This window comes from Pantoea sp. CFCC18177, from assembly GCF_059412425.1.
The window spans coordinates 161,198-182,814 of record NZ_JBNBPL010000004.1 but is presented as its reverse complement, the minus strand read 5'-3'; the positions used below and the strand labels follow the sequence as shown (position 1 = coordinate 182,814).

The following is a 21,617-nucleotide window of genomic DNA, read 5'->3' as shown; positions in this document are numbered from 1 at the left end:
GAGTTTTAGGATGAAAACGCGCCTGCTACTGGCAATGGGGTTACTGGCTTCCACCGCGGCTTCGGCCACGACTTACCCGCTCACCGTCACCGACATGGACGGTCATACGCAAACCATCAATAAAGAGCCGCAACATATCATCCTGCAGGATGGTCGCGATATTCTGACGCTGGCACTGCTGGACCGCGATGATCCTTTCAAACGCGTCGTTGCCTGGAATAACCTGCCGAAAAAACAGGACACCCAAACCTGGGATCTGCTGAAGGGCAAATGGCCGGAAGCGACCAAAATTGTCGATATGGGCTTTAGCGATCAAGGCCAGGTGAATCTGGAAAGCGTGTTGGCGCAAAAACCCGACATGATGATTGCTCAGCTACGCGCAAAACCGGCACTGGAGCAGTCTGGCGTACTGAATACGCTGAACAACCTGCATATCCCGGTGGTGTTCGTGGATTACGAACTGCATCCCGCGCAGAATACGGCACCCAGCGTGACGCTACTCGGCAAGATCCTGAACCGTGAAAGTCAGGCCAAAGCCTACACCGATTTCTACCAGCAGAAGTATGACCACATCATGAAAGGCGTGGCTGAGGTGAAGAACAAACCGACCGTCTTTATTGAGCCGATTGCGGGTAACAGCGATAACTGCTGCTTCACGCACAGTCATAACGGCTGGGGTGGGTTAGTTGAAGCGGTGGGGGGCAAGAATATTGGTTCTGAGCTGCTACCGGGCAATGCCGGATTTGTGGCACTGGAAAAAATCATCGCGATGAAACCTGATGTTTACATCATGTCAGGCTCTAAGCGTCCGAACACCAATGTGCTGCCATTTGGTTATGGCGTGCAGCCGAAAGAGATCAACGCCACTTTCCAGACGCTGCTGAAACGCACGGGTCTGGCGCAGATTGAGCCAGTAAAAAATGGTCGTGTATACGGTGTGTACCACCATTTCTATAACCATCCGTACAACATCATCGGAATGGAAATTCTGGCGAAAGACCTCTATCCGCAGCAGTTCGCCGATCTCACGCCTACCGCTGATTTCCGTACTATTGTGAAAACCTTCACCAAGTTGCCAGATCAAGCCATCGACCTGAGCTACCCAGACAACAAGTAATGCTGTTGAGCGGGAGACTGAGGGCTCAAGGCTTATCATCCCTGCGTGTTGTGGTCGCCATTCATGGCGACCCAACCACCACTAAAAAATCTCTGACAACATGACATTTATTATTGTTATGTTATAACATAACAATAAACAGGGTTGCGATCAGTTGGCTGACGCAACTGGATTGGTCATTTTGAAGGAGTTGCAATGTCATCACTATCCCCAGACTTTAAAAAATTGCCCGTCACGGTGCTCTCCGGTTTTCTTGGCGCAGGAAAAACCACGCTGCTTAACCACATTCTCAATAATCGCGAAGGTCGCCGCGTGGCGGTGATCGTCAACGATATGTCGGAAGTCAACATTGATGCAGCTCTGGTGCGAGAGGGCGGGGCAGAGCTGTCACGCACCGATGAGAAACTGGTGGAGATGAGCAACGGCTGCATCTGCTGCACACTGCGGGAAGACTTATTACTGGAAGTGGATCGTCTGGCGAAAGATGGCCGCTTCGACAATCTGGTCATTGAATCCACCGGGATTTCTGAACCTTTGCCGGTGGCAGAAACCTTCACCTTTGCCGACGAAGAGGGGCAGAGCCTGTCAGAGGTCGCGGCGCTCGACACCATGGTGACCGTGGTGGATGGCTTCAATTTCCTGCGTGATTATGAATCCAGTGAGAGCATTCAGTCGCGTGGCGAATCCATGGGTGAAGAAGACGCGCGTACCGTGGTGGATCTGCTGGTGGATCAGATTGAGTTCTGTGATGTGCTGATCCTGAATAAAACCGATCTGATTGATGAGGCGGAAAAAGCGCGCTTAATGGCGATTCTGCGTTCGCTAAATCCTCGTGCGCGCATTGTCACTTCTGAATTTGGCAAAGTGCCGCTCGATCAGGTGCTCGATACCGGTTTATTTGATTTCGAAGCGGCTTCACTCGCGCCCGGTTGGTTGCAAGAACTGCGCGGTTCACATACGCCAGAAACCGAAGAGTACGGGATTCGCAACTTCGTTTTTCGTGCGCGTCGGCCATTTCATCCCCTGCGTTTTGCTAAGGTCATCGAAGGTGATCTGCAAGGGGTGGTGCGCTCGAAAGGCTACTTCTGGCTCGCCAGCCGCCCACACCATGCCGGTTCCTGGTCACAGGCGGGCGGTGTGTCGCGTCAGGGCTTAGCGGGTTTGTGGTGGGTAAGTGCGCCAAAAGAGCGCTGGCCGCAAGACGCCGAAACGCTGGAATACATCATGGAAAACTGGGTGGAAGGCAGCGGCGATGCGCGCCAGGAGTTGGTGTTTATCGGTATTGAGATGGATGAAATGGCGCTGCGCAGCAAGCTGGAACAGGCGCTGCTCACGGACGAGGAGATGGCACAAGGAAAGGAAAAGTGGGCAGAGTATCTGGACCCGTTTGAGCCTTGGTTTCAGTGAATAAAAGCCGTTTCGGTCGCCATAAATGGCGACCCTACAATGATTGTGCGCTGTTTTCGTAGGGTGCGCATGAATGCGCACCGACATTAATATTCACTTTTTGCACTGATTACTGTGAATGTCCCAACCACATTGAGACTTCTACGCCGTCATTAAAGGGCAGAGACATATAGCCGCGTCCGCTGTGCACGCGCTCCAGATACTCGGGGCTGAAATCGGCATCGTCGGCGATAACCAGCGCGCCTGGGCGGAGATGTGGCTCGACCAGTGCCAGTATTTCTGGGTAAATCGCCTTCGCGCCATCCAGCACCAACATATCGATTACATCAGGCAGATCGCGGCTCAAGGTGTCGAGCGCATCACCAACGCGTACTTCAATCAAATCACTCACACCAGCATCGGCGAAATGGTTACGTGCCAGCGCGACTTTACCCTGCTCAAATTCACTGGTGATGATCTGCCCGCCGCCGTTATCACGCACCGCGGCCGCCAGATGCAGCGTCGAAATGCCAAATGAGGTGCCAAATTCCACAATAGATTGCGCATTGCTGCTGCGCGCCAGCATATACAGCAGTTTGCCGGTTTCACGCGATACTGCCAGCGGCACATTTTTCAGATGACCATAAAGTTCGAGGTAGTCCGTTTTGCTCTGCATCAGGCGATTTTGCTCTTCATCAGACATGACGCGAAAAGCTTCATTGGTCGGATGCGCCATGTTGTCAGCCAGTTCGAACAGATAGTTGAGCAAAGGGGCTAATGGCGCAGACGTTAAGGTATTCATGATGTTTCTCCGTGGATTTCTCTGTGCGAACAGAATACGATGAATCATTCGCATTTCACTATTCGTGTTCAGGAGCGAGCGATGGCTGAGCGTCGTAATACTAAGATTTCAGAGAGAAAAAGGCCGCAACAGGCACGCTCCAGCGAGCTGGTTTCTGCCATTTTGCAAGCCGCTACTCAGGTTCTGGAGCTGGAAGGTGCCACGCGATTCACTACGGCACGTGTCGCGGAGCGTGCGGGCGTCAGTATTGGATCGCTCTATCAATATTTCCCCAATAAAGCGGCTATCCTGTTCAGACTTCAAAGCGAGGAGTGGCAGCGAACCGGGGATTTGTTGGGATCGATTTTGCGCGATCGCAGCGTTCCGGCGCGTGAAAGGCTGCAACAGCTCACACGCGCTTTTTTGCACTCAGAGTGTGAAGAAGCGGCGATGCGTACCGCGCTCAACGATGCAGCCCCCCTGTATCGTGATGCGCCGGAAGTGGCAGCAGCGCGTGCGGCGGGAGAGAACGTGGTGGGTGATTTCTTACAGGAGTTGTTGCCGAATCTGGAGGAACAATCGCGCCTCAGGGCGGCAGATTTGATCAACAGCATATTGGGTAATGTCGGTAAGCATTTTTCCGAAACGCCGCGCTCTGATGCCGAAATTCAAGCCTATGCCAGCGATATGGCAGACATGTTCTGTGCCTGGATCAGGGAATTGGGGGCCGAATTGCAGTAAAACATGGGCCTGGAAATCTCTGAAAGCAGTAAACAATCTCATTATTCGCATTCTCATTAATCCACACCGCGAGTAAGCTTTATGAAAACCTTTTCACAGCCGGATGGAAACACGGCCAGCAGATATGGGAGAGCAAAATGGCAGTAAAAATGATTGCGGTGGATATGGATGGCACTTTTCTCGACGATAACAAGCAATACAACGCGCAGCGCTTTTCGCGTCAGTATGCGTTGCTGAAAGAGAAAGGCATCCGTTTCGTGGTCGCGAGTGGCAATCAGTATTACCAGTTACAACGCTATTTCCCTGAGATCAAAGATGAGATCGCCTTTGTTGCCGAAAATGGCGCATGGGTCTCTGACAGCAATGAAGAAATTTTCTGCGGCCAACTGGCACCCGAGCGTGTGCATCAAATCCTCGATATCCTCGCTAAAGAACCGGACATCAGCACCGTAGTATGTGGCCGTAACGGCGCGTATGTGCATACCTCGATGCCTGAAGAGGTCATTGCGATGTTAGCCAATCACTACCATCGCCTGGAAAAACGCGAAAATCTGTATGACATCGATGACACCATCTTTAAGTTTTCGCTTAACCTGGCGCACGAAGGGGTGGATGCGTTACTTGAGCGCCTGCACGCTGAGCTGGGTGCGATTGAAAACATCATGCATCCGGTCTCCAGTGGCTTTGGCTTTGTTGATTTGATCATTCCCGGCTGCCATAAGGCGCACGGCATTGCGCTGCTGCAGGAAAAATGGGGCATCGATGACTGTGAAGTGCTGGCGATCGGTGACAGCGCCAACGACCTAGAAATGCTGCGCCAGGCCTGCTACAGCTTTGCGATGGCCAACGCAGCAGAAGCTGTCACCGCCGTGTCGCGCTACAAAACCGACAGTAACAATGACGAAGGCGCATTGAACGTAATCGCCCGTTTGCTGGCACGCGAAGAGCCGTTTAGCTGAGTCAAAATTTGGTAGGCTGCTCGCCGCCACCATCGGGTTTGCCAAGGCACGGCCCTTGCAAACAACGGTAGCGGCGTGATTTATCGCGCGTTCTTCGGCCTCTAACGGTTCGAAAGTTACGCAATAAATTGCGCCGCTACGTTTATCTTGTCGCAGTCATTTATTGAAATACCCCGCTTCGCGCATATCCTGTAGCAGACCTGGCCCTGTCGGCTGCCAGTTAAAGGTTTGGCGCGTCCATTCACTGGAAGCTGGGTTATCCACGGAGGCAAAGAAGGCCATCCAGCCGAGCCACGCTTTGGCCTCTTCCTGCGTCAGGCTTTTGACTGGCAAGGATAAGCCGGTGCCAATGGTTTCGGCGATCTGGCGAAACGCGATGCCTTCCTCCTGAATTGCATGCAGAATTGCCCCGGCTTCTGCTTTCTCCGCCGCCAGACAAAACAGCTCAGCAGCATCATCACGATGCACCGCGGGCCAGCGATTGCTGCCATCACCGATATAGACCGCCGCCCCTTTCTCCTTCGCCATATTGATGATCATCGGCACAAATCCGTGGTCTCCCGCGCCATGCACGGTAGGTGGCAAGCGCACCAGCGACACGCGAACCCCTTTTTCGGCCATCGCCAGTGCAGCGATATTAGAGTCAGAGCGGGGATGGTCGCCCGATACCGGTTGAGTTTGTTCAACGGCGAGGCGGCCGGGCGACACCAGTGCGGTGCCGGTGGTGACGACCAATGGGCGGTTAGATCCGGCGAGCACCTCGCCCATGGCCAGAATCGCTTGTTGATCGATCGCCGCCGCATGATCCATACGGCTGAAGTCATGGATGTAGCCGGCATGAATCACGCCATCACTCTGTTCAACGGCGGTGCGTAAGCTGGCAATATCCTCTAAATCCCCGCGTATCACCTGTACACTCTGGTGTTGCAGTTTTTCGGCGGAAGCATCACTGCGCGCTAACCCGAGTACGTCCACGCCACGCGCCTGCAATTTTTTCACAATGGCAGAACCGATAAATCCGCTCGCGCCGGTCACAAAAAGTCGCATATTGGTACTCCTCTTTCTGGCTGTTGAAGCACTATGATAAAAGTCTGCGGCGCGGCGAAAAGTCGTGAGCTTATACAGGTATATGCACTAACAGGATAACGCCATGCCTCTGCAAGACGACAATCTGCTCGGAAACTATCTGCGTGAACGCCGCCAGCGGCTGGATGCCGGCAAACTCGGTTACCCGCTGCTGCGACGTCGCACGCCCGGATTACGCCGTGAAGAAGTGGCGGTGCGCGCGTGCGTCAGTACCACTTGGTACACCTGGCTGGAACAGGGCAGGGGAGGCGCGCCCTCAGAGGAGGTGTTGGAGCGTTTAGCCAAAGCGCTGGAGTTGAGCGCCGCCGAGCGTGACCATCTTTTTCTGCTGGCGCAAAACCGGTTGCCGGGCGTGACCTGGCAGGCGGGTGTGGATGTCTCACCCTCGTTACAGCGAGTGCTGGATAGCATGACGCACACTCCTGCGCTGGTGAAAACCGCAGAATGGCAGGTGGTGGCCTGGAACCATGCGGCAACCAAAGTGTTTGTGGATTACGCGCAACTGCCGCCAGAGCAGCGCAACATTCTGCTGATGATGTTCAGCAATGAAGAGATGAAAAAGCGGCTGCCGGATTGGCATCACGTCACGCGCGGCATGGTGGCAAACTTTCGCGCTGACGTCGCACGTACCGGCGCCAGCGAACATGTGCGGGCGCTGGTGGACGAACTCAGTGAGATGAGTGAGACCTTTCGCCTGCTGTGGCAATCGCAGGAGGTGAGCCAGCACGGTGAAGGGATCAAACAACTGTGGTTACCCGACGAAGGTGTGCTGGAGTTGGAGTACAGCACCTTCGCCGTTGAGGGTAAACCTGGTTTAAGTCTGGTGGTGTTCAATCCTCGCTTACAGAGGGATTGTGAGACGGTTGCGCGCTTGATGGCGCGTCCGTAGCGGTTCGTAAGTTGGCTTCCATGGCATCCAATGCGGCCTGATTTTCCAGCCCCCACTGATACATCTGCTCAATAGGCTTCGCGAAGGTCAGCCCCAGCGGCGTTAAGCGATAGTCTACTTTGGGGGGGATCACATCATAAACGTGGCGCGCAATCAGGCCACGCTGCTCCAGCTCTTTCAACGTTTGAAACAGCATCTTCTTGGAGATGCCCTGCAAGCTACGCTGCAGTTCGCCGGTGCGCGCTCGCTCCCCCGGCCAGTGGTAGAGCGCATGGAGTACCATGCTGCTCCATTTCAGCGAGAACAGATCCATCAGACGGCGCGGCGGCGAATCCGCGAAAAAAAACAGTTTTCCATCGACCCACGCTGGCATGGAAATCTCCTCTTATGGTTACCATTTGGTAACTACTATCATTATCGAACCAGGTTGACTATAGTCTGCCGCCTTCAATTCAATAACGCCAGCTCATGGCGGAGGCAGCATGAAAATCAACGCATTAGTGGCACAAGACGCAGCCAAACCTCTGGTATCCAGCCAGATAGCGTTGCGCCCACTGCAACCTCAGGATGTCAAAATTGATATCCTTTACTGCGGCGTATGCCACTCCGATCTGCATATGGCGCGCAATGAGTGGGCGGTCAGCCGCTATCCGCTGGTGCCCGGTCACGAGATTGTTGGTCGGGTAAGGGAAACCGGTGCTGCTGTAACAAACTTCAAAGTGGGTGATGTGGTGGGTGTCGGGGTAATGGTCGATTCCTGCCGTGAATGTCACTTCTGCCAGCAGCAGGAAGAGCAATATTGCGAAGCCGGTTTTACTGCCACCTACAACGGCATTGATAAACACACGGGTGACAGCACCTGGGGCGGCTATGCGCAGAATGTGGTGGTCGATCAACATTTTGTGGTGTCAGTGCCGCAGAAGTTGCCGCTGGCAGGCGTCGCGCCATTGCTGTGTGCGGGCGTCACCGTTTGGTCGCCGCTGCGTCACTTTAAGGTTCAGGCCGGTGATAAAGTTGGCGTGGTGGGCTTGGGTGGTTTGGGCCATATGGCGGTGAAACTAGCGAGCGCGATGGGAGCGGAAGTCACGTTATTTACCACTTCACCACAAAAGGGTGCGGATGCGAAACGTCTGGGCGCCAGCCGCGTGGTGGTATCTCGGGATGCAGAGCAGATGGCGGCAGCACAAACCTCACTCGATTTCATCATCGACTGTGTTTCAGCACCACACGATCTCGATCCTTATCTTGCCACGTTGAAAACCAATGGTCGTTTAGTGCTGGTCGGTATCCCCGATCAACCCCATCAATCCCCTGACGTGACGCCGATGGTCTTCCGTCGCCTGAGCATCAGTGGCTCTTCAATTGGCAGCATTAAAGAGACGCAGGAGATGTTGGATTTCTGTGGCGAACATAACATCACGGCGGATATCGAATTAATCGCTGGCGAAGCGGTAGAAGATGCCTTTGCACGTATGCTGAAAGGCGATGTGAAGTATCGTTTTGTGATTGATGTAGCGGCCACGCGCTGGTGATAAACGTTGGCGATTTCAGCCTGAAATCGCCATCAAAAAGCTAGCTCAGCTGCATTCCATCATGCAGTGAAAAGTGCTGCACCAGCTGCGCCGCACTGGAATTGTCGTGATGCGATAACCCCGCCGCGACAATCTCCAGTACATTCTCACCGCAGGCGATATAAAGCGGCTCTGTAGAGAGAATCGTGCCCGGCGCATGCTGATGCGGCTGGGTAATGACGCGGCTTTTCCACACGATAAAGCGCTGATCGTCTACCTCGCTGTAAGCGCCTGGCCATGGGTAGGCGACTCCCCGAATAAGCCGATGAATATCGTCCGCCGATTGCTGCCAGTGAATGTGGCCATCTTCAGGTTTTCTTTGACCAGGCTCACTGGCCAGCGCTTCATCTTGTGCGCGCTCCACAAGACTTCCGGCCTGCAAGCCACGCAGCCACGCTGGTAGCTGTTCACGCGTGGTGCGCACCAGTTTGCGATGCAGTGACAGTGCATCATCTTCGTCGGTAATGACAACACGGCTTTGCGCCAGGATCGGCCCGCCGTCAGGGATCGGGCTGATGCGATGCAGTGTCACGCCGGTTTCGCGTTCGTTACGAATAATCACCCAGTTGAGATGTGCTCTGCCGCGATAGGCCGGCAAGAGGGAAGCGTGAACATTGAACGCGCCTTTTTTTGCCGTGGCGATCAACGCAGGTGAGAGCATTTGCCGATACGATAAGGTGAGAATCGCGTCGGGCTGCAAGGAGGCGACTATCGCGATCCATTCCGGCGTGTTGATATCCTCGGGGCAATACACTGGAATCTGTTGCTGGTGGGCCAGCGCTTCAACCGATGCAAAGAAGCTGTTCTCTTGATGAGCACCGGCGTGGGTGAACACGCAAGCCACTTCGAATCCTACTTCCTGCACACTCTCTAGCGCCGCGCATCCCATTTCGTGATACGCACATAACACGACTCTCATTTTACCGCCTGCTCATGCTGATTAACGTCTGCTGCCAAGCATAGCAGGAGAAGATTATGCCTGGCTTAAACCGCTTCGATTGAAATGCGCCGATTTTCTGAGCACTACTTTGCTTGTGGCGGGAACTGGCCAATCTGCTGGAACATCGCCATCCAGTCTTCCATATGCCAGGTGGTCGTCACACGCTCGCCGTTAAGCAGGTGAAATTCATGTAGCCGCACGCTGATGCGCTTGCCGGTGGGCGCGATGCCCATAAATTCCCCTTGGTGCGTGCCGGTAATTTCAGCGCGTACCGCTATTTTTCCTGGTTCCTGTAGCATGTCGTGCACGATGATGTTGATATCGGGGAAGGCCGCGATAAAGCCTGCCAGCAACGGCTTGAAACCTTCAGGACCGGGCCCTTGTCCAGGCGCCAGCGGAATATCTTGCCAGTCGGGTGTGACCGCCAAATCCAGCAGATCCGGATTCTTATCACTGAAAGCACGATACAGATTTTCTACCGCTGCACGTTCAGCTTGCAGACGAGAAGTGGGTTGAGTCGCAGACATGTTGGACACCTTTTGATGAGTTAGCGGTGCAGTTCACCGGCTTGTGCAGTATTCCCGAAGCTGCCACTATCAATCCAACAAATGAACGGTATAGAGCATTATACAAAAAATGAATTTCGATGGTTTCGATCTCAATCTGCTGGCAGCATTCAATGCGCTTATGCTGGAGCGTAACGTCACTAAAGCGGCCGTACTGGCCGGGGTGAGCCAACCGGCGATGAGTGCCGCTTTGGGTCGCTTGCGTCGTGCGTTTGATGATCCGCTCTTTATCCGCAGCGCCGAGGGCTTGCGGCCGACCGCGAAAGCACAGGAGATCGCCATTCCGATTGCTGAGGCGTTAGGGCAGGTACGTCAACTGATGAAACCCGCTGAGGTATTTGATCCCAACGCGAAACCCCGCACTTTCACTCTGGGATTGACGGAATACCCACTGCATGTGCTGTTACCGGCATTAACACAAAAGCTCGCGGTACTCGCGCCCAACTGCACGATCCACGTGCGTTATTTTATTGACCGCGATGAAGTGGTGGCGCTGCTGGACGCCGGCAAGATTGATATGGCTGTCGGCGTCCCGCCGACCAAAGCAGAAAACCGTATTCTTTCCCAACCGCTGTTACGTGATGATTTTGTCACCATGGTGGGACGCGATCATGCGATCGCGGGTGAGAAAATGAGCCTGCAGGCATTTTTGTCGATGCGGCATATTCTGGTGTCACCCGAGGGCCAGCATTATGGATTGGTGGATCAGAAACTGCGCGAGCAGGGGCTGGCAAGAACCATCAGCCTGACGCTGCCCACCATGTTTACCGTCCCCGATCTTCTGCGAGGCACGGATTATGTGGCGACGGTGCTACGCCGAGTCGGCACCACATATGCTCGCCAGCAAGATATCATCATGTTCGAACCACCACTGACGCTGCCTTATGTTCCCTTTGATCTGCTGTGGCATCGCCGTACTCAGGATAGCGCGGCGCACCGTTGGTTGCGGCAGGTGATCGAAGAAGTGGGAAGTGGCGTATAGTGGCATCATAAAAATAATGTTTCAGGCCATTCTAACCATACAACATCAGACCAGGAGTTCACTTTCCATGCTGGGGATTATTCGTGTATTAACCCATCCGGATCAGCACTTTGTCGAAGAACATGCACGGCTGATCCATCAGGAATACGGTATCAATGCCATCAGTCGGGCGATCCCCGACCAGCACAAAGGCATTTACGATGACGCCAGTGAAGCGCTGGCAGTGCCAAAAATTGTTGCGCTGGGCCAGCAGTTTGAAGCCGATGGCTGCAACGCGCTATTTCTCAGCTGTGCGGCCGATCCGGGCCTGGCATCATTGCGTGAAGCGGTATCGATTCCGGTTATCAGCGCCGGTTCTGCCTCGGCCAGCATTGCACGCATGCTCAAGCGCCCGGTGGCGGTAATGGGCATTGGCGCGACGGCCCCGGCGCCATTCCGTCAGCTATTGGGTGAAGACGTGCGTTATGCCCGTCCTGAAGGGGTATTGAACACCATCGATCTCCTGAGTGCAGAGGGGCGGGCGAGTGCACTGGCCTGCGCAGACAGGCTGTATCGTGAAGGCATCGAAGTGATTGCTTTCTCCTGCACCGGTTTCTCCACCATTGCGTTGGGCGATAGCATTCGCCAACAGCTGGGCAAAGTGGCGGTGGATGCAGTAAGCGCCGCCGGTTTGTTTATCAGCCAACTCGCGCCTGCCACATCAAGATAAAAGCGTTGCGCCGTTGATGAACGGCGCACATCAATCAAAAAAATATTTGTGCGACGGGCAATAAACAATTCCTGCCGCGTTCCGATAACTCCTCTCGCAAGCTCAACAAAAATAACAAACGCAGGGGAAGAAACATGGGACTGGTTTCACGATTACGCAATGTGCGCATTACCCGCAAATTGTCGGCAGGGTTCGGGATTGTGCTGTTGCTGGTGGCACTCGCGACGGGAATAAGCGTGCAGCGCTTCACCGCCATTCACGATATTTATCAGAAAACCAATCTGATATATGACATCAATATTGAGGTGTTTCAGGCCAAGATTAACCGCCTTAAATATCTCTATGGCGATGATAAATCGGGCAAAGTCATGGCCGATTACGTGACGCATGCACAGCAGCTAAACCGTGAAGCTAAACAACTCAGCTGGACTGACAGCGCCCGTGCGCTGGTTGATGAGCTGGATACCCACCTCGCCAGCTTCCAGAACAGCATCGGTGCGATGACGCAGGCGACCCAACAATTAAACAGTCTGCGCACACAGCTTGATTCCCTGAGTCAGCAGGACATGACCTCACGCTACACTCAGCTGATCCGCACGCCGGTGACCAATCCCGAGCTCACCAATCAGATTTATGAGCAGCTGTTTGCCATTAGCAACGTGCGTGAAGAGGCATGGGCGCTGCGCTTCAATGTGACTGACACGCTGCGCAAAACGCTGCAAACCCATTACCAGCAGGCCGATCAAGGCATGAAAGCGCTGCTGGCTCAGCTGCCACCGGAACAACAGGGCGGATTTACCGCGCTGTGGCAGGATACCGAACGCTTTAAAGATCTCAGTCTGCAAGCCGCCGACAGCTACGGACAATTGCGTCGTTCGGAAGACACCGTCAAAGTGGCGGGTGATAAGAGCAGTGCGGTGATCAAAAAGATCATCACCATAGTGAAAGAGCGTAACGATGAGCTGGCGAACGGTTCTGCTACGCTGTCGTTGCTGATTGGTGGTCTGGCGATTCTGTTTGGCGTGTTGGTGGCGTGGTACATCATTCGCCAGATTACGCGTCCGGTGTTCCATAATCTGGAGCTGGCGGAGCGCATCGCCAGCGGCGATCTCAGCTCGCAATTCACCACTGACCGTCACGATGAACTGGGCAAACTGACATCCGCAATGGGCCGCATGAACGAACGTCTGCGCAGTATGATTGGCGATGTCCTGAGCAGCGTCAGCAGCGTGTCGCAGGCCGCCAGTGAGATCAATCAGGGCAACCTGGATTTGTCATCGCGTACTGAGCAGCAGGCGGCAGCGGTAGTGGAAACCGCTGCGAGCATGGAGCAGTTAACGGCAACGGTGAAAAATAACGCCGCGAACGCCCGTCAGGCCAGTCAGATCGCCGCAGAAGCCTCGCAAAATGCTAATAAAGGCGGTATTGCTGTGCGTGATGTCGTGAGCACCATGGGCGAAATCTCGGATAGTTCGAAGAAGATTGCTGATATCACGGCGGTGATCAATAGCATTGCCTTCCAGACCAACATTCTGGCGCTGAATGCCGCAGTTGAAGCGGCTCGTGCCGGTGAACAAGGGCGTGGATTTGCAGTCGTTGCCAGCGAAGTACGTAACCTGGCACAGCGCAGTGCGGGCGCCGCGAAAGATATTGAACAGCTGATTAGCGAATCGGTCAGCCGTATCAGCAACGGTCACCAACAGGTGGCGCGTGCCGGTGAAACCATGGATCAAATTCTTGGCAGCATTGCGCGCGTGAACGAGATTATGGAAGAGATCTCCGCCGCATCCGACGAGCAGAGCCGTGGTATTGAACAGATTGCCCGCGCGGTCGGTGAACTCGATACCACCACACAGCAAAACGCCACGCTGGTGAGCGCTTCGTCGCATTCGGCAAACTCGCTGGAAGAGCAGGCAATGATGCTGGAGCGGCTGGTGGCGCAATTCCGCTTACAGGGCGCGGGGCGGTAATTTTCCGACAATTGCAAAGGCGGCCTAATGGTCGCCTTTGTTATTTATAACGGCTTGAGATGGTCGTCTTTTTTTAACGTCAGCAGTGCAACAAAACTCACCAGCGCGGTGGCCATCACATACCAGGCGGGAATGTCGGCGTTACCGGTCTGCTTCATCAAACCCGTAATGATCAATCCGGCACAACCTGAGAACAGGGCATTAGAGAGAGAGTAGGCCAGCCCGAGACCGGTATAGCGTACGCGAGTGGGGAACATCTCCGCTAACATCGCCGGACCAGGACCCGCCAGCATCCCGACCAACGCACCCGCGACGAACACCACCACGGCTTTAATCAGCATGCCATTTTGAGGATCTTGCAGCACTTTTAGCAGTGGAAAAGCCAGCACCAGCAATAAGAACGTCGCGAACAGCATCACGGATCGGCGGCCCAGGCGATCGCTGAGAATGCCTGCAGGCAGAATCGTCGCCGCAAAGCCAAGATTAGAAATCACCGCAATCAGCAGAGCCTGATTAAAGCCTGTGTGCAGTGCAGACTGCAAATACGTCGGCATGATCACCAGATAGGTATAACCTGCCGCTGACCACACCATCAATCGACCAATCCCTAGCGTAATGGCACGCAGCGTTGCCCCCAGTGCAGCCTGCTCAACGCTCACGGACTTTACCTGTTGATACTGTGGCGACTCCTCAAGCCCAGTTCGCAGCCACAACGCGATCGCACCCAGCGGAAGGGCGAGTAAAAAAGGAATTCGCCAGCCCCAGGCCATCATCGCCGCATCGCCAAGTAGCAGGGGCAATAAGGCCACTACCGCCACGCCTGCCAGTAAGCCAAAAGCCACGGTCAATGACTGCCACGCACCGTAAAAGCCGCGTTTACCTGGTGGCGCAAATTCCGTCATCAGTGATACCGCACCACCATATTCACCTCCAGCAAACAGTCCTTGCAGGATACGCAGTGCCGTAATGATAAGAGGCGCAGCCACACCAATAGAGGCATAAACCGGCACCAGACCTATTGCGACTGTAGCAAGCGTCATCATAATCAATACGGCAATCAGCACAGGTTTGCGACCATAGCGATCCCCGAGTCTGCCGAACAGCACCGCACCTAATGGACGGAAAAAGAAAGCGACGGCGAAGGCTGCATAGGTGAGGATTAAACTGGTCAGGGCGCTTTCCCCTTCCAGTTGGAAAAAGTTTTTCGCGATCAGCGTTGCCATAAAGCCGTATACGGCAAATTCATACCATTCAATAAAGTTACCAACCGAACCGGCAATCAACACCCGCTTTTGTGCAGGTGAAATAGGGGCAGCTGAGGACATCGCATTCTCCTTGTTGTCAGTGAGTCATTAACTATCCTGTCGTTAACTTAATACAGTGACAATGATGAGCGATTGAAAATCGCTGTGGGTTCATAGTTTTAACTGATGAAAAGTCGCGTGATGCGGGCCATATTGCTGTTCTTTGCAGCGTTAAGATAAGTTTTTGCACTATTAGTTAAGCGCAAGGTAAATATTCTTAAAATAAAGCGCTGCGCTTGTCCCTTTTGCCGTTAAACTGCTTTTCTTGTCGATCAGATTTTTCCTGTGAATGAATTATTACTCGCCTGATGATAGCCACCTGAAGCGGCGTTCGGAGCGCTTCGTTCGTCGTATGTTTATCATGCGCCAGCTTGGCACAATTTTATGTTTCTTCCCGATTCTCTCTGTATTGATGGAGATGCATCGAGGCGTTGCCTTCAGCGCCTTACTGTTTGTGAATGCCTTTATCTGGCCGTGGCTGGCCTATCAGCGAGCACTTCGTGCTGAAGACCCAACCGGTACTGAGCGCCATAACCTGACCCTTGATGCTGCATTCGGGGGAATTTGGGTGGCGCTCATGGCGCTGAGTCCGCTGCCTTCATTTGTCATTATGGCGGTGCTGGCTTCAGATCGTTATGCTGCGGGCGGTGCAGCGCAGTTGATCGCCGCTATGCAGGCGTTTCTCTGCGCCTTTGTGATGGTGTGGCTGGTGGATGGCGCAGCGGTGAATCTAACATTCAGCACACAAACCGTGTGGCTGACGTTGCCGCTGGCAACCTGCTACATGTTGGTACTCAGCGTGACCTCATACAATCTGACCTGGCATCTGCGTAAACGAAATCGCGAATTAGAACGTATAGCACTGATGGATCCGGGTCTGGAAATCCCTAACCGTCGTCTGTTTGAACGCCGTCTGGAGAGTGAGTTTCTCAGCACCCGTCGCGGCGACAGTGCAGGCTATCTGTTGCTGATGGATCTGGATTACTTCAAATCGGTCAATGATACCTGGGGTCATGAAGCAGGAGATTTCCTGTTGGCCGAGATCTCAGCGTTGCTGCGCAACGTGGTGGGTTTGCAGGATATACCCGCGCGCTTCGGCGGTGATGAGCTGGGGGTGATTGTGCACCATGCCACGGATGAATCGGTGGTGGCACTGGCGGAACTGCTCAAGGATAAAATTGCCCAGGTGCGATTACCGGCATCGGCTGATTTTCGCTGCTCGGTCAGCATTGGTATTGCATCTGCTGCGGGTGCTGAATCTCTGCGCCATTGGTTGCGGCATGCGGATGAAGCGCTGTATGAAGTGAAACGCGCCGGTCGTAATGGGGTGCGTCTGTGGCAATCACCCCTCGCCGGCGCGGCATAACTATGCGAAGGTGGGTTCGCAATCTACCGGGAAATTGAGTGAATTGGCGATGAAACAAGCTTCATGCGCCTGATGATGTAATGCGCTTGCGCGGTCCGCATCTGCCGGATTGCGCAGCGTAATATGTGGCTTCAGAGTGATCTGGGTGAAACGCCCGCGCGTCCCTTCCTGCATCGTCCCTTCTGCGGCATCTTCGTAGGCTTCCACAATAATGCCCGCAACCGCACACAGATGCAGATACCACAATTTATGGCACGCCGATGCGGAGGCCAGCAGTAACTCTTCAGGATTCCAGCGTGAATCATCCCCCAGAAATGCAGGGTCCGCACTGAGTGCAACGGTGGCTTTGCCGTCTGCCAGCAACTCGCCATTGCGATCGTAAGCCGTATAAGATGAAGTGCCCTTACCGCGATTGCCGGTCCAACGTACTGTGACCTGATAATGGTGTTCCTGTGCCATGCCGAAGTTCCTTTCATTACGTAACAGGCGGACAGTCTATATCAAACAGGCTCATTGTAGCGGCGCAATTTATTGCGCATTTTCTTGCGATACCTGGTAAGAACAAGCTTGATAAATCACGCCGCTACACGCTTTTGGCAATGGTATGGTGGTAAGAAGTACAGTCATCAGGAAGAGGGTGATGGCGTGAGGGTCGCTTCACCCTGAGCGATTATTGGTTGAGTTCCTGTAGTAGCCGAGTATTCATATACAGTTTCTCGCGCCCGTAGCTTTTCTCTTCTAATACACCAATCTCGACCAGCTGTTTTAAGTAGCTGGATGCCGTCTGGCGTTTCGCGATATTGCTTTCAACCAGATTTTCAATGCGGCAGTAGGGCTGTGCGAACAGCACCTGCATCAGTTCATGGGAGTAAATTTTCGGCAACGTCTCACGGACGTACGCTGTGACTTCAGAAATCAGCGCGCGAACGATGGCAATTTTCTGCGTTGTCCAGATTGCGGTATTTTCTACGGCTTCCAGCATGAACAGAATCCAGGCTTCCCAGTCACCCTGTGCCGTTACGCCACGCAGCAGAGTGTAATAGTCGTCCCGATTTTCCAGAATGAATCGGGAGAGGTAGAGAATCGGTAACGAGAGCAAATCGGTTTGAATCAAATAAAGAATGTTCAGGATGCGGCCAGTACGGCCATTGCCGTCAGGGAAGGGGTGAATGCATTCAAACTGGTAATGCGAGATGGCCATTTTAACCAGCGGATCGATATCATCTTCTGCATGGATGAAACGCTCCCAGTTTGCCATCAAATCGCGAATAGCCGCTTCCCCAACGGGTGGCGTATAGACCGTATTATTATGTTGATCACGCAGTACCGTGCCGGGCGTTTTTCGAATATCGCTTTGCACCGCGCGCAGCTTAGTACAAAGCGCGATCGCGGTATTGGTGCACAGCGGGTAAGCATCAAGATGCGTGAACCCTTCGAACAGCGCCGTGCGGTAACGCAGCGCCTCTTTTGTCGCAGGATCCGCATTCTCTTCATGGTCGGCGTACTGGAAGAGTTGATCGCTGGTGGTGACGATGTTCTCTATACGTGACGAGTCCTTCGCTTCTAACATGGGAAGGATATTAATCAGCAACCCTTGGTCGGGAATCAGTTCTCCGGCAGTTTTCAGCTCTGCCACCGCGGCGCGAGCCGTGATGCAGGCTTTCAATACCTTACGTGTCTCTATCTTTTCAAGATCAGGCGGCAGCAAAGGCAAGGCGTTATAGGGCGTTTCTGGATTCCAGACCATATGTTTAAAAAATCCGATTTTATCGACATATGGCCATAATATGTCGATGCCATAAACATGTCACGGCCATATGTTTAAAAAAATGGATTTTATCGACATATCGCCAAAACGTGTCGATGCCATAAACATGTCACGACCATATGTTTAAAAAAATGGATTTTATCGACATATCATCAAAACGTGTCGATGCCATCAACAGGTTCACGTCTTTACATCACCCAATAGCAAATCCAGATCGTTGTCAAAAAACGGTCAACACCTGGTTGCACTGATGTCATGCCGATGTCATTAGTGTTGCACCTCTATGGCACTTTAATTCTTTCAAGCGCCACGCCTTCTTGGTTTGAATATTCACCATCTCAATGAATTAACGATGAATTTTATAAATTCTTAAACATGGCATGCATCCTGCTTTGTTAGTTACATGTCAAAACGTAGTGCAATGACAGCTCAATAACATTGAATCCACTATGAATGCGAAAACAGACTTTTTTAATGCCATCGAAGCGGCCTATTGCCATCAGACGCCCAGCGAAAAACGGGTCAGTGCCTGGCTGCTGAGCCATCGGGAGCAGATCCCGTTTGAAACAGCGGACAGCATCGCGCTGGCCACCGGGACCAGCGGTATTACCGTCGGCCGCTATCTGCGCAAGCTGGGGTTTCGCAATCTGGACGACGTCAAAAATGCGCTGCGTGAGCTGCCCAACACGCCTTACAAGCACTGGGGCGTCATTGATCGTCTGGATGCGTGGGATCAGCAACAGTCGCTGCCCGATCGGGCCAACCAGTCACTGCAAATGGAGTTGGATGCGATTCGTTACGTCTACCAACTGGCGCAGAGCGACACCTTTGCCCGCGTCAGCCAGCACATTGCGCAAGCTGATGCGGTGATCATCCTGGGGATTCAATCGACCCGCGGCATCGCCCATACCTTTTTCAGTCATCTGGAGTATCTGCGCCCGCGAGTGAGCTACGCCGATGGCAGTTCTGGCAGTTGGCTCGAATCGCTCAACTCTGAGTATGAAAAACCCTATGTGGTGCTGACTGATACGCGCGCCTACTCCACGGTGGCACGCCAGTTCTGTCGGGTGGCAAGCGAACGTCAGCTCCCCATGGCACTGGTAACCGATATCTGGTGCCCATGGGCGCGGGACTACCCGCTGGATTTACTGCAAGTGAAAACCGATACCGCCAACTTCTGGGACTCACTGGCCCCGGTGAGTTGCTTGTTTAACTTACTGCTCTCTGCCGTGGTTGAACGCCTGGGGCCGCAACTGTCTGTGCGCCTTGCAAAGAATCGCGCGCTACAGCAGGAATTTGGCCAGTTTGAGCGCTAAACAAACAGGAAATTGAACATGAATCAGGATACGCACCTTGTCGATCTGGCTGAGACATTCCCTCAGCTCAACATCGATATGAAATATGCCACCGCGGACAACATCACCGGCCAGCCGATCTACAGCGTGGCGCGCTGCTTATTGCACGTCGATGCCGCCAACGCACTGGAAAAGAGCATTGAGATCGCACGGGTAGCCGGTTTCACGCTTCAGGTACTGGACGCCTATCGGCCACAAAAAGCGCAGGCTTTGCTCTGGCTGGCCTGCCCCGATCAAAACTATGTGGTGCCTCTCTCACAGGGCTCCAATCATAGCCGGGGCACCGCCATTGACGTCACCCTGATCGATGCCGACGGCAACGCACTGGATATGGGAACCGGCTTTGATGAGATGACCGAACTTTCCCATCCGTACCATCCCGAACTGGCGGCCTCTTTCCAGCGCAACCGACTGCTGCTCAATGCCGTGATGTTCGGTGGCGGATTCTGCGGTATTGCGACGGAGTGGTGGCATTTCGAATTACCGGGAGCGGCGGCCTATCCGCTCATTGACGATGTTTTCACTTGTATTTCCCCAGCACAGACTGACGGAGTATTACCATGAAAATGAAGTTCAGCGCCTCCAAAGGCTTTCTCTCTCTTTTGATTGCAGCAGCAGTAACCACCGCCAGTGCACCCGCCTGGTCAGCCGTACCCAAAGATATGTTAGTGATTGGCAAAGCGGCCGATCCGCAGACGCTGGACCCAGCGGTGACCATTGATAACAACGACTGGACGGTGACCTATCCGGCCTATCAGCGTTTGGTGAAGTACAAAACCGAAAACGGTAAAGGTGCTACCGATGTGGAAGGCGACCTCGCCGAGAGCTGGCAGAGTGAGGATGAGGGTAAAGTGTGGACCTTCAAACTGCGCAAGGGTGAGTTTTTCGATGACGGTTCGCCGGTGACAGCGGATGCGGTAAAACTCTCTTTTGAACGCCTGATGCGCATCAAGCAAGGCCCATCAGAAGCCTATCCCGCAGGACTGAAAGTTGAGGCCGTGGACCCGCAAACGGTTCGCTTCACCCTCGATACACCTTTTGCGCCTTTCCTTTATACCCTGGCAAATGACGGTGCCTCGATCATCAACCCCGCTGTGTTGAAAGCCCATGCCACCGATGATGCACGTGCTTACCTCGCTGAGCACACGGCCGGTTCCGGCGCCTATATGTTGCAACGCTGGCAGAAGGGACAACAGTTGGTGTTGGTGCCGAACCCGCATTTTGCGGGGAACAAGCCGGCGTTTAAGCGTGTTTCGGTCAAAATCATCAGCGAAAGTTCTGCACGTCGCCTGCAACTGGAGAAGGGTGACCTGGATGTGGCGGATTCACTGCCGGTCGATCAATTTGCGGCGTTGAAGAAGCAGGGCGACGTAGCGGTGTATGACTATCCTGCCTTGCGCGTGACCTACCTCTATCTGAACAACAGCAAAGCACCATTGAACCAACCCGATTTACGCCGCGCGGTCTCCTGGGCCACAGATTACAAAGGGATGGTCTCCGGGATTCTGGGCGGCAATGGCAAGCAGATGCGCGGTCCGATCCCTGAGGGCATGTGGGGCTATGACGCAGGTGCCATGCAATACAGCTTAGATTTAGCGAAAGCGAAAGAAGCCTTCAGCAAAGTCGCAGACAAGCCGAAAACCCTGTCATTCCTTTATTCGGATAATGACCCTAACTGGGAGCCGATTGCGCTGTCGATGCAGGCCAATCTGCAAACGCTGGGCATTAACGTCAAACTGGAAAAACTGGCGAACGCCACTATGCGTGAGCGCATTGGCAAAGGCGACTATGACATCGCGATCGGCAACTGGAGTCCAGATTTCGCTGACCCGTACATGTTCATGAACTACTGGTTTGAATCCGACAAAAAAGGGCTGCCGGGCAACCGATCCTTTTACGCCAATCCGCAGGTGGATAGCTTGCTGAAGCAGGCCGTCTCTACACCGGACCAGGCGCAACGCACTCAATATTATCAGCAGGCGCAGAAGGTGGTTATCGACGAAGCCGCCTACGTCTATTTGTTCCAGAAGAACTATCAGGTAGGGATGAATAAAGCGGTTAAGGGTTATGTGTTTAACCCGATGCTGGAGCAGATCTTCAATCTTTCTGAGATGAGCAAATAGCGAT

At 53.7% G+C, this 21,617-nt stretch carries 21 protein-coding genes; 13 read left to right on the top strand and 8 right to left on the bottom strand.

The annotated features are described in order from the left end of the window. Window positions 1–10 precede the first annotated feature (10 nt). Window positions 11–1,117, top strand: coding sequence for an ABC transporter substrate-binding protein (locus tag ACPUC8_RS06355; protein ID WP_494925807.1), 1,107 nt, complete (start codon window positions 11–13; stop codon window positions 1,115–1,117). Window positions 1,118–1,312: 195 nt separating this feature from the next. Then, the gene (gene zigA, locus ACPUC8_RS06350; protein WP_494925806.1) at window positions 1,313–2,524 is read left to right on the top strand and encodes a zinc metallochaperone GTPase ZigA; all 1,212 of its coding nucleotides are present in this window, start codon (window positions 1,313–1,315) and stop codon (window positions 2,522–2,524) included. Between the two features lie 109 nt (window positions 2,525–2,633). On the opposite strand, the gene ACPUC8_RS06345 is transcribed toward zigA, so the two are convergent. Further along, window positions 2,634–3,305: an O-methyltransferase gene (locus ACPUC8_RS06345; protein ID WP_494925805.1), complete on the bottom strand. Its 672-nt coding sequence runs from the start codon at window positions 3,303–3,305 to the stop codon at window positions 2,634–2,636. 81 nt (window positions 3,306–3,386) lie between these two features. On the opposite strand from ACPUC8_RS06345, the gene ACPUC8_RS06340 reads away from it, so the two are divergent. Together ACPUC8_RS06340 and ACPUC8_RS06335 are read left to right on the top strand one after the other, a co-directional pair. Then, window positions 3,387–4,025 (top strand): TetR/AcrR family transcriptional regulator, encoded by a 639-nt coding sequence (locus ACPUC8_RS06340; RefSeq protein ID WP_494925804.1) that lies wholly within the window; start codon window positions 3,387–3,389, stop codon window positions 4,023–4,025. 137 nt (window positions 4,026–4,162) lie between these two features. After that, the gene (locus ACPUC8_RS06335; RefSeq protein ID WP_494925803.1) at window positions 4,163–4,984 is read left to right on the top strand and encodes a Cof-type HAD-IIB family hydrolase; all 822 of its coding nucleotides are present in this window, start codon (window positions 4,163–4,165) and stop codon (window positions 4,982–4,984) included. Between the two features lie 156 nt (window positions 4,985–5,140). Here the strand turns inward: ACPUC8_RS06335 and ACPUC8_RS06330 are convergent, their stop codons facing one another. Beyond that, a complete protein-coding gene (locus tag ACPUC8_RS06330) occupies window positions 5,141–6,031 on the bottom strand; it encodes an SDR family oxidoreductase (RefSeq protein WP_494925802.1) in 891 nt (296 codons plus the stop codon). Window positions 6,032–6,134: 103 nt separating this feature from the next. Between ACPUC8_RS06330 and ACPUC8_RS06325 the strand changes: the two genes are divergently transcribed. Continuing rightward, a complete protein-coding gene (locus ACPUC8_RS06325; protein WP_494925801.1) occupies window positions 6,135–6,959 on the top strand; it encodes a helix-turn-helix transcriptional regulator in 825 nt (274 codons plus the stop codon). On the opposite strand, the gene ACPUC8_RS06320 is transcribed toward ACPUC8_RS06325, so the two are convergent. Further along, a complete protein-coding gene (locus ACPUC8_RS06320) occupies window positions 6,901–7,332 on the bottom strand; it encodes a winged helix-turn-helix transcriptional regulator (RefSeq protein ID WP_494925800.1) in 432 nt (143 codons plus the stop codon). The genes ACPUC8_RS06325 and ACPUC8_RS06320 overlap by 59 nt on opposite strands. 109 nt (window positions 7,333–7,441) lie before the next feature. Between ACPUC8_RS06320 and ACPUC8_RS06315 the strand changes: the two genes are divergently transcribed. Further along, window positions 7,442–8,491: an NAD(P)-dependent alcohol dehydrogenase gene (locus ACPUC8_RS06315; RefSeq protein ID WP_039330181.1), complete on the top strand. Its 1,050-nt coding sequence runs from the start codon at window positions 7,442–7,444 to the stop codon at window positions 8,489–8,491. 40 nt (window positions 8,492–8,531) lie between these two features. Here ACPUC8_RS06315 and ACPUC8_RS06310 read toward each other — a convergent pair whose 3' ends face one another. Beyond that, a complete protein-coding gene (locus ACPUC8_RS06310) occupies window positions 8,532–9,449 on the bottom strand; it encodes a formyltransferase family protein (protein ID WP_494925799.1) in 918 nt (305 codons plus the stop codon). Window positions 9,450–9,553: 104 nt separating this feature from the next. Further along, window positions 9,554–9,997: an ester cyclase gene (locus ACPUC8_RS06305; RefSeq protein ID WP_494925798.1), complete on the bottom strand. Its 444-nt coding sequence runs from the start codon at window positions 9,995–9,997 to the stop codon at window positions 9,554–9,556. Between the two features lie 109 nt (window positions 9,998–10,106). Here ACPUC8_RS06305 and ACPUC8_RS06300 point away from each other — a divergent pair, with 109 nt between their 5' ends. The 3 genes from ACPUC8_RS06300 to ACPUC8_RS06290 all read left to right on the top strand — a co-directional run bounded on the left by ACPUC8_RS06300 (window position 10,107) and on the right by ACPUC8_RS06290 (window position 13,697). Continuing rightward, window positions 10,107–11,018 carry a LysR family transcriptional regulator gene (locus ACPUC8_RS06300; RefSeq protein WP_494925797.1) on the top strand — a complete coding sequence of 304 codons (912 nt, stop codon included), beginning with the start codon at window positions 10,107–10,109 and terminating at the stop codon, window positions 11,016–11,018. 67 nt (window positions 11,019–11,085) lie between these two features. Then, window positions 11,086–11,727 carry an aspartate/glutamate racemase family protein gene (locus ACPUC8_RS06295; RefSeq protein WP_494925796.1) on the top strand — a complete coding sequence of 214 codons (642 nt, stop codon included), beginning with the start codon at window positions 11,086–11,088 and terminating at the stop codon, window positions 11,725–11,727. A gap of 134 nt (window positions 11,728–11,861) precedes the next feature. Beyond that, window positions 11,862–13,697 carry a methyl-accepting chemotaxis protein gene (locus ACPUC8_RS06290; protein ID WP_494925795.1) on the top strand — a complete coding sequence of 612 codons (1,836 nt, stop codon included), beginning with the start codon at window positions 11,862–11,864 and terminating at the stop codon, window positions 13,695–13,697. 44 nt (window positions 13,698–13,741) lie between these two features. Here the strand turns inward: ACPUC8_RS06290 and ACPUC8_RS06285 are convergent, their stop codons facing one another. Then, window positions 13,742–15,022 carry an MFS transporter gene (locus ACPUC8_RS06285; RefSeq protein ID WP_494925794.1) on the bottom strand — a complete coding sequence of 427 codons (1,281 nt, stop codon included), beginning with the start codon at window positions 15,020–15,022 and terminating at the stop codon, window positions 13,742–13,744. A gap of 268 nt (window positions 15,023–15,290) precedes the next feature. On the opposite strand from ACPUC8_RS06285, the gene ACPUC8_RS06280 reads away from it, so the two are divergent. Continuing rightward, the gene (locus tag ACPUC8_RS06280) at window positions 15,291–16,367 is read left to right on the top strand and encodes a diguanylate cyclase (protein WP_494925793.1); all 1,077 of its coding nucleotides are present in this window, start codon (window positions 15,291–15,293) and stop codon (window positions 16,365–16,367) included. Here ACPUC8_RS06280 and ACPUC8_RS06275 read toward each other — a convergent pair whose 3' ends face one another. Together ACPUC8_RS06275 and fic are read right to left on the bottom strand one after the other, a co-directional pair. Then, window positions 16,368–16,826: an OsmC family protein gene (locus ACPUC8_RS06275; protein WP_058970479.1), complete on the bottom strand. Its 459-nt coding sequence runs from the start codon at window positions 16,824–16,826 to the stop codon at window positions 16,368–16,370. Window positions 16,827–17,037: 211 nt separating this feature from the next. Next, entirely contained in the window at window positions 17,038–18,114 is a 1,077-nt protein-coding gene (fic, locus tag ACPUC8_RS06270; protein WP_494925792.1) for a protein adenylyltransferase Fic, read from the bottom strand. A gap of 470 nt (window positions 18,115–18,584) precedes the next feature. On the opposite strand from fic, the gene ACPUC8_RS06265 reads away from it, so the two are divergent. Genes ACPUC8_RS06265 through ACPUC8_RS06255 form a run of 3 tightly spaced genes read left to right on the top strand, consistent with a single transcriptional unit; the run spans window position 18,585 to window position 21,613 of the window. Next, on the top strand, window positions 18,585–19,451 hold the full coding sequence (locus ACPUC8_RS06265) for a MurR/RpiR family transcriptional regulator (RefSeq protein WP_494925791.1): 867 nt from the start codon (window positions 18,585–18,587) through the stop codon (window positions 19,449–19,451). Window positions 19,452–19,469: 18 nt separating this feature from the next. After that, window positions 19,470–20,054, top strand: a complete 585-nt coding sequence (gene ddpX, locus ACPUC8_RS06260) for a D-alanyl-D-alanine dipeptidase (RefSeq protein WP_039330161.1) — start codon at window positions 19,470–19,472, stop codon at window positions 20,052–20,054. Beyond that, window positions 20,051–21,613, top strand: coding sequence for an ABC transporter substrate-binding protein (locus ACPUC8_RS06255; protein WP_494925790.1), 1,563 nt, complete (start codon window positions 20,051–20,053; stop codon window positions 21,611–21,613). The genes ddpX and ACPUC8_RS06255 overlap by 4 nt, the downstream gene beginning before the upstream one ends. Window positions 21,614–21,617 lie beyond the last annotated feature (4 nt).

Excerpts from the sequence above, each read along its gene's own strand:
- ACPUC8_RS06340 (WP_494925804.1), top strand. The coding sequence starts at position 3,387 with ATGGCTGAGCGTCGTAATACTAAGATTTCAGAGAGAAAAAGGCCGCAA.
- ACPUC8_RS06305 (WP_494925798.1), bottom strand. The coding sequence starts at position 9,997 with ATGTCTGCGACTCAACCCACTTCTCGTCTGCAAGCTGAACGTGCAGCG.
- ACPUC8_RS06320 (WP_494925800.1), bottom strand. The coding sequence starts at position 7,332 with ATGCCAGCGTGGGTCGATGGAAAACTGTTTTTTTTCGCGGATTCGCCG.
- ACPUC8_RS06345 (WP_494925805.1), bottom strand. The coding sequence starts at position 3,305 with ATGAATACCTTAACGTCTGCGCCATTAGCCCCTTTGCTCAACTATCTG.
- fic (WP_494925792.1), bottom strand. The coding sequence starts at position 18,114 with ATGGTCTGGAATCCAGAAACGCCCTATAACGCCTTGCCTTTGCTGCCG.
- ACPUC8_RS06330 (WP_494925802.1), bottom strand. The coding sequence starts at position 6,031 with ATGCGACTTTTTGTGACCGGCGCGAGCGGATTTATCGGTTCTGCCATT.
- ACPUC8_RS06290 (WP_494925795.1), top strand. The coding sequence starts at position 11,862 with ATGGGACTGGTTTCACGATTACGCAATGTGCGCATTACCCGCAAATTG.
- ACPUC8_RS06315 (WP_039330181.1), top strand. The coding sequence starts at position 7,442 with ATGAAAATCAACGCATTAGTGGCACAAGACGCAGCCAAACCTCTGGTA.
- ACPUC8_RS06355 (WP_494925807.1), top strand. The coding sequence starts at position 11 with ATGAAAACGCGCCTGCTACTGGCAATGGGGTTACTGGCTTCCACCGCG.
- ACPUC8_RS06255 (WP_494925790.1), top strand. The coding sequence starts at position 20,051 with ATGAAAATGAAGTTCAGCGCCTCCAAAGGCTTTCTCTCTCTTTTGATT.
- ddpX (WP_039330161.1), top strand. The coding sequence starts at position 19,470 with ATGAATCAGGATACGCACCTTGTCGATCTGGCTGAGACATTCCCTCAG.
- ACPUC8_RS06300 (WP_494925797.1), top strand. The coding sequence starts at position 10,107 with ATGAATTTCGATGGTTTCGATCTCAATCTGCTGGCAGCATTCAATGCG.
- ACPUC8_RS06275 (WP_058970479.1), bottom strand. The coding sequence starts at position 16,826 with ATGGCACAGGAACACCATTATCAGGTCACAGTACGTTGGACCGGCAAT.
- ACPUC8_RS06325 (WP_494925801.1), top strand. The coding sequence starts at position 6,135 with ATGCCTCTGCAAGACGACAATCTGCTCGGAAACTATCTGCGTGAACGC.
- ACPUC8_RS06335 (WP_494925803.1), top strand. The coding sequence starts at position 4,163 with ATGGCAGTAAAAATGATTGCGGTGGATATGGATGGCACTTTTCTCGAC.
- ACPUC8_RS06310 (WP_494925799.1), bottom strand. The coding sequence starts at position 9,449 with ATGAGAGTCGTGTTATGTGCGTATCACGAAATGGGATGCGCGGCGCTA.
- ACPUC8_RS06280 (WP_494925793.1), top strand. The coding sequence starts at position 15,291 with ATGAATTATTACTCGCCTGATGATAGCCACCTGAAGCGGCGTTCGGAG.
- ACPUC8_RS06265 (WP_494925791.1), top strand. The coding sequence starts at position 18,585 with ATGAATGCGAAAACAGACTTTTTTAATGCCATCGAAGCGGCCTATTGC.
- zigA (WP_494925806.1), top strand. The coding sequence starts at position 1,313 with ATGTCATCACTATCCCCAGACTTTAAAAAATTGCCCGTCACGGTGCTC.
- ACPUC8_RS06285 (WP_494925794.1), bottom strand. The coding sequence starts at position 15,022 with ATGTCCTCAGCTGCCCCTATTTCACCTGCACAAAAGCGGGTGTTGATT.
- ACPUC8_RS06295 (WP_494925796.1), top strand. The coding sequence starts at position 11,086 with ATGCTGGGGATTATTCGTGTATTAACCCATCCGGATCAGCACTTTGTC.